This window comes from Burkholderia sp. HMSC10F09 (genome assembly GCF_001806955.1).
In the GTDB taxonomy this organism is placed as follows: domain Bacteria; phylum Pseudomonadota; class Gammaproteobacteria; order Burkholderiales; family Burkholderiaceae; genus Burkholderia; species Burkholderia multivorans.
The window spans coordinates 1-6,299 of the sequence record NZ_KV786668.1 but is presented as its reverse complement, the minus strand read 5'-3'; the positions used below and the strand labels follow the sequence as shown (position 1 = coordinate 6,299).

Sequence of the window (6,299 nt, the reverse complement as noted above, 5' to 3'; positions counted from 1 at the left end):
CCACCCGCAGCGCACGGCCGCGCCGCCGCGGGCGCGGCGGTTCGGCCGGCGCGCCGTCGGGCGAATCCGGATCGTGGGGCGGCGGCGTGTCGTTCGGGTCCTTCGTCATGCGGATCGTCGTCGGTGTAGCGGTTCGTTCAGAATGCGATGCCGAGCGTCAGGTACGGACGCACGCTGCGGTTGCGCAGCCCGTACGCGACGTCGACGTTGATCGGGCCGACCGGGCTGCGCCAGCGCGCGCCGATGCCGACGCCCGGATAGAACACCTTCTCGCCCCACGCATCGGTCGCGGTGCCGATGTCGAAGAACGTCGCGGCGCCCCAGTCGCGGTTGAACCAGTGCTGGTATTCGGCGGTGCCCGTCATCAGGTACTTGGTCGGCAGCACCGAGCCGTCGACGCTATTGCCGATGCTCTGGTAGCCGTAGCCGCGCACCGAGTTCGAGCCGCCCGCGCGGAACAGCAGCGACGCCGGCACCTGGGACGAGCTGCCGCTCGTGAACACGCCGCCGAGCTCGGCGCGGAACACGAACAGGTCGCGCTTGCCGATCGGCACGTACTGCTGGCCGCGCGCATAGCCGCGAATGAAGGTCTGGTCGGTCAGCACGCCCTTGATCGCGAAGCCGGCCTCCGCATGGATCAGGTTGCCCGAGCGCGGAAACAGCGGATCGTCGACGTTGCGGCGCGTCCATGCCCACTGCGGCACGAGCGCGCGGCTCGTGGTCGGGCCAGCGCTGTTCTGGTCGAGCCGGTCCTGATAGAACATCAGCGAGTACGCATAGTCGATGAACTGCCCGGTACGCGTCCGCTGCGCACCGACGCGCGCACTGTAGATGCGCGTGTCCGACACGTTGGTGTTCGTGTACGACGCGAGCACGCTGTTGGTCCAGCCGCGTTCGCCCGGCGGCATCGACAGCTGGATCTGCCCGTACTGCTGGATCTGGTCGAGCCGGCCCGATACGGTGAGCGGCCACGCGGCGCCGAACGTGTTGAGGTATGTGTACGAGCCCTGCACGTGCGGGCCCGTATCGGTCGCGTAGCCGACGCCGCCGCGTATGCTGTTGTACGGAAACTCGCTGACCTTCACGTGTACGGGCGTGCGCTCGGGCTTGCTGACGTCGTCGCCGACGTCGATCGCGACGCTCGCGTAGTACGGCGTGTTCTGCAGCTGCCGCTGCAGTTCGTTGATCCGCTGCACGTCGTAGATCTCGCCTTCGGACAGCGGATTCACGTTCGTGACGATCCGCTCCGGATAGCGGCGCACGCCGTCGACGTCGACCTTGCCGATCGTAAACGTCGGGCCGCTGTCGAACGTGACCGCGAGCGCCGCGCGCTGCGTGCGCGGGTCGATCCGCGCTTCGGACGACACGATCTTCGCGCCGAGGTAGCGGCGCGACTGCAGCTGCCGCAGCGCCGCGTTCTTGGCGCCGTCCCAGTCGGACTGCGTAAACGGGTCGCCCGTCTTCAGCGAGAACGCGAAACGCGTGGCGGCTTCCTGCTTCGGATCTTCGGTGTCGACGGGTCCCTTGAACGTCAGGTCGACCGACGACACGAACGTCTGCGGTCCCGGATCGACGGCGACGCGCACGTCGCGCTTGCCGTCGCGCGTGCGCACGTCGGTGCGCACGACCGGCGAGAAATAGCCGGCCGTCGCGGTCAGGTCGCGCACCTGCTGCGGCGTCGCGGTGACGAGGAAGTCGAACTGGTCGTCGGTGATGTCGTCGCGCTTCGCGAAGCGCGCGATGTCGAGATGCGCGCTCAGCAGCTTGCGGATGGCGCGCGGCGCGTCGATGTCGACCTGGTACTTGGCCTGCGCCGGCAGCGCGAAACAGGCGACGAGACAGCCTGCGAGCGCGGCGCGCGCGGTTGCGCCGGCGCGGCGCGGTGCCGGATCGCGCGAGGCGCGGCGGGCCGCGTCATGCGCCGGAAGTCGTTGCTGGTTCGCGTGCCCCGCCAAATATGACCTCGCCCTCGGTTGTCACGATTTCATGGAAAACCCTGTATTTGACCACAGGGTAGCGGCCGCGCCCGCGCGGACGCCGCTTTGATGCTTGGGCGCAACGCCCGGTGCGCGCCGCCGGACGCCGCGCACCGGGCGCCGGCCCGCCGATTCGACGCGCGATTGACGCCGGCTGTTCCCCGCGATGCGGTAAAATCCCGCCATCGCAGAACCCGGCGCGTCGTGCGCCATGCCAACGGAAAGCCAAGCCATGCCGTACCAGTCCGACGTCACGCAATTCCTGAACCAGCTCAAGCAGCAGAAGCCGACGCTCGAAGAAGAGCAGCGCAAGGGCCGCGCGCTGCTGTGGGACAAGCAGCCGATCGACCTCGACGAGCGCGCCGAGCAGCAGCAGTCGCGCGTGAAGCAAACGCCGTACGTCTACTACCAGAACTTCTGACGACGTGAGCACCGCCGACGAGGCCAGCGCCGCTCGCGAGGACGACGCGGTCGCCGCGCCCGCGGGTGCCGATTCGACGCCCGACACGGTCGACGGCGTCGCGGCGTTCGCTCGCCTGTACGGCGAGCCGTTGTTCAAGCTGCCGCAGGATCTCTACATCCCGCCCGATGCGCTCGAGGTCTTCCTCGAAGCGTTCGAAGGCCCGCTCGATCTGCTGCTGTACCTGATCCGCAAGCAGAACTTCAACGTGCTCGACATCCCGATGGCGCAGGTCACCGCGCAGTATCTCGGCTACGTCGACCAGATCCGCGCGTCGAATCTCGAGCTGGCCGCCGAATATCTGCTGATGGCCGCGATGCTGATCGAGATCAAGTCGCGCATGCTGCTGCCGGTGAAGAAGGCCGATACCGGCGAGGAAGCGGAAGATCCGCGCGCCGAGCTCGTGCGCCGGCTGCTCGAGTACGAGCAGATGAAGCTCGCCGCGCAGCGCCTCGACCAGTTGCCGCAGCTCGGCCGCGACTTCCTGCGCGCCGAGGTCTACATCGAGCAGAGCATCACGCCGCGCTTCCCGGACGTGAACGCGGACGACCTGCGCACCGCCTGGGCCGACGTGCTCAAGCGCGCGAAGCTCGTCCAGCATCACAAGATTTCCCGCGAGGAACTGTCCGTTCGCGAACACATGAGCCTGATCCTGCGCCGGCTGCAGAACGCGCGCTTCATGGAGTTCGCGGATCTGTTCGACACGGCGCGCGGCGTGCCGGTCGTCGTCGTCAACTTCATCGCGATGCTCGAGCTCGCACGCGAATCGCTCGTCGAAATCACGCAGGCCGAGCCGTTCGCGCCGATCTACGTGCGCCTCGCGTACCTGCCCGCGTAACGCGCGGCCGGCCGCGATCGGCGAAATAGAACGACCGTTCCCTTTTCGGTGCGTCCGCTGGCCAAATCCACTACAATCCGCCGACGCCCGCCGCGTGGTCTGCGCGCGGGCGCGTTTCACTCCGACCCCGACGCCGCCTGCCGCGGCGGCAACGCGCGCACGCGCGAGGAATTCGCTACCCGATCATGAAAGTCATCAGCTCGATCCAGGAACTGCGCGACCAGCTGCGCGGCCAGAACCGCACGGCGTTCGTGCCGACGATGGGCAATCTGCACGAAGGCCATCTGTCGCTGATGCGCCTCGCGCGCCAGCACGGCGATCCGGTCGTGGCGAGCATTTTCGTCAACCGCCTGCAGTTCGGTCCGAACGAGGATTTCGACAAGTATCCGCGCACGCTCCAGGACGACATCGAGAAGCTGCAGAAGGAAAACGTCTACGTGCTGTTCGCGCCGACCGAGCGCGACATGTATCCGGAACCGCAGGAATACCGCGTGCAGCCGCCGGACGATCTCGGCGGCATTCTCGAAGGCGAGTTCCGGCCGGGCTTCTTCACGGGCGTCTGCACGGTCGTCGCCAAGCTGATGGCCTGCGTGCAGCCGCGCGTGGCCGTGTTCGGCAAGAAGGACTATCAGCAGCTGATGATCGTGCGGCGCATGTGCCAGCAGCTCGCGCTGCCGGTCGACATCGTCGCAGCCGAGACCGTGCGCGACACGGACGGCCTCGCGCTGTCGTCGCGCAACCGCTATCTGTCGGACGCCGAGCGCAGCGAAGCGCCGGAACTCGCGCGCACGCTGCAGCGCGTGCGCGAGCGCGTGCTGGCCGGCGAACGCGACCTCGGCAAGCTCGAGCACGACGCGCGCACCCATCTCGCGGACCGCGGCTGGGCGCCCGACTACATCTCGATCCGCCGCCGTGCGAACCTGATCGCACCGAACGCCGCCGAACTCGACGCCGGCGAGCCGCTCGTCGTGCTCGCAGCCGCGAAGCTCGGCGCGACGCGCCTCATCGACAACCTGGAAATCTGACGGCCGCCGAGCGCCCGTCACGACGCATCACGGAGACATCATGCAGCGCCACATGCTCAAATCGAAAATCCATCGCGCGGCCGTCACGCACTGCGAGCTGCACTACGAAGGCTCGTGCGCGATCGACGAAGACCTGCTCGAAGCGGCGAACATCGTCGAAAACGAGCGGATCGACATCTGGAACATCAACAACGGCGAGCGGTTCTCGACGTACGCGATCAAGGGCGAGCGCGGCAGCGGGATGATCTCGCTGAACGGCTCGGCTGCGCGCCGCGCGCAGCTCGGCGATCTGGTCATCATCGCCGCGTTCGCGATGGTCGAGGAGGCCGAACTGCAGGCCGGCTGGAAGCCGAAGCTCGTGTTCATCGACGAAGGCAACAAGATCAAGGGCCACCGCGATCACGTGCCGACGCAAACCTGGACCTGAGCGCCCCGCCGCAACGACGAAGGGCTGGATCTCCGCCACGCGCGGACATCCAGCCCTTTTTATTTTTGGTCGTGGCCGGCGCTACGCGCTCGGGCCGCCGGCCGGCGTTCACGACGCCTTCGCGACCTTCGCCCCCTTCCCCGCGCTGCGCTCCGCCCATTCGACGATCGGCCCCCACTGCTCGAGATCCTTGTCGACGCGGCTTTTCGCGACGTCCCAGAGCGTCAGGCCGTGCGCGGCGATCTGTACGTAGTTCTGCGTGTCGCGCAGGTAGCCGAGCACCGGCAGTCCGAGCCCCTCGACGAAACGGTGCAGCTGGTCGGACGAACGCGTGCGCGCGTCGACGCGCATCCCGACGATGCCGACCTCGACGCTGCCCTTGCGTACGGCCTTTTCGGTCGCGAGGCGTTCGAGAAACTGCTGCGTCGCGAGAATATCGAACATCGACGGCTGCAACGGCACGATGACCTTGTCGGCCAGCTGCAGCGCGACGTTCAGCCGCGTGCCGTGCAGGCCGGCCGGCGTGTCGATGACCGCGTATTCGAGGCCGCGCGGCGGCTTCGACGGCGCGTCCGGATCGAGATTCCACGCCTCGATCGTCGGCAGCCCGGCCGGCCGCAGGTCGAGCCACGCATGCGCGGACTGCTGCCGGTCGAGATCGGCCAGCGCGACCCACGCGCCCTGCGCCGCGAAATAACCGGCAAGGTTGGTGGACAGCGTGCTCTTGCCGACGCCGCCCTTCGGATTCGCCACCACGATGACCGTCATGAATTCCCCCGAAAAAGCCGCGCGGCGCCGGCTGCATGGCCGGCGCCGCTCATTGCGGATACAGGGAGCGATGATATCGGTAAAACGGGTATCGCCGAAACGGGTTGCACCGATCCGCTGCCGTGCGCGGCCGGTACGCCTTCCCTATGTCGCTTACGCGCGTCGCGGTTCGGCGCCCGATGCGCCGAGCGCGAATGCGCCGCCGCCGAGCAGCGCCTGCACGACGAGCGTCACCGCCCAGAACGCCGGGTATTCCCAGCCGCCGTGCGGCGCGCCGAAACTCCAGCCGTTCGGCAGATGCGCCGAGACCGCGCCGAGCATGAACGGCAGCAGCACGAGCGCGGCGAGCCGCACGCGCACGCCGGCGAGCAGCGCGAGGCCGCCCACGAGCTCGACGAGCGTCGTCAGATAGGCGAGCCAGCCCGGCAGGCCGATCGACGCGAAAAACTGGGCGGTGCCGGGCAGCGTGAAGACGAATACCTTTTGCGCGACGTGCGCGAGATACAGCACACCGAGTGCGACACGCAGCAGCGTCGCGGCGAAATCGTTCAGGCGATCGGAATTCATGGCGGGTTCCTGTGAGAGTGAGTGATCGAATGGATCGCACTCTATTCGAAGCGATTTCTCGGATAAACACGCCGTTTCGCTTTCACTCGTTCTCAATGGGAATTAATCGAGGCAGGTGCCACGGGGCATGGGCCATGAGCCATGAGCCGTGAGTCAGAGCCGCGAGCCGCCGCTCGCCGGGCCTCGCCGAGGCTCGCCGGGTCGGGCCGGGCCGGGCCAAGCCAAGCCGAGCCAAGCC

The 6,299-nt window shown here is 67.8% G+C and carries 7 protein-coding genes; 4 read left to right on the top strand and 3 right to left on the bottom strand.

Annotated elements, in window-relative coordinates:
- Positions 1-137 precede the first annotated feature (137 nt).
- Positions 138-1,955, bottom strand: a complete 1,818-nt coding sequence (locus tag HMPREF3115_RS11455; RefSeq protein ID WP_065494562.1) for an autotransporter assembly complex protein TamA — start codon at positions 1,953-1,955, stop codon at positions 138-140.
- Between the two features lie 253 nt (positions 1,956-2,208).
- Here HMPREF3115_RS11455 and HMPREF3115_RS11450 point away from each other — a divergent pair, with 253 nt between their 5' ends.
- From HMPREF3115_RS11450 to panD, 4 genes are all read left to right on the top strand, one after another.
- Positions 2,209-2,397, top strand: a complete 189-nt coding sequence (locus HMPREF3115_RS11450; RefSeq protein WP_006398608.1) for a DUF3460 family protein — start codon at positions 2,209-2,211, stop codon at positions 2,395-2,397.
- Positions 2,398-2,401: 4 nt separating this feature from the next.
- Positions 2,402-3,274 (top strand): segregation and condensation protein A, encoded by an 873-nt coding sequence (locus HMPREF3115_RS11445; RefSeq protein WP_070554458.1) that lies wholly within the window; start codon positions 2,402-2,404, stop codon positions 3,272-3,274.
- 185 nt (positions 3,275-3,459) lie between these two features.
- Positions 3,460-4,299, top strand: a complete 840-nt coding sequence (gene panC, locus HMPREF3115_RS11440) for a pantoate--beta-alanine ligase (RefSeq protein WP_006410543.1) — start codon at positions 3,460-3,462, stop codon at positions 4,297-4,299.
- Positions 4,300-4,339: 40 nt separating this feature from the next.
- A complete protein-coding gene (panD, locus tag HMPREF3115_RS11435) occupies positions 4,340-4,726 on the top strand; it encodes an aspartate 1-decarboxylase (RefSeq protein ID WP_006398605.1) in 387 nt (128 codons plus the stop codon).
- Positions 4,727-4,834: 108 nt separating this feature from the next.
- Here the strand turns inward: panD and HMPREF3115_RS11430 are convergent, their stop codons facing one another.
- Entirely contained in the window at positions 4,835-5,494 is a 660-nt protein-coding gene (locus HMPREF3115_RS11430; protein WP_006398604.1) for a ParA family protein, read from the bottom strand.
- 153 nt (positions 5,495-5,647) lie between these two features.
- Positions 5,648-6,061 carry a DoxX family protein gene (locus HMPREF3115_RS11425; RefSeq protein ID WP_012212898.1) on the bottom strand — a complete coding sequence of 138 codons (414 nt, stop codon included), beginning with the start codon at positions 6,059-6,061 and terminating at the stop codon, positions 5,648-5,650.
- Between the last annotated feature and the right edge of the window lie 238 nt (positions 6,062-6,299).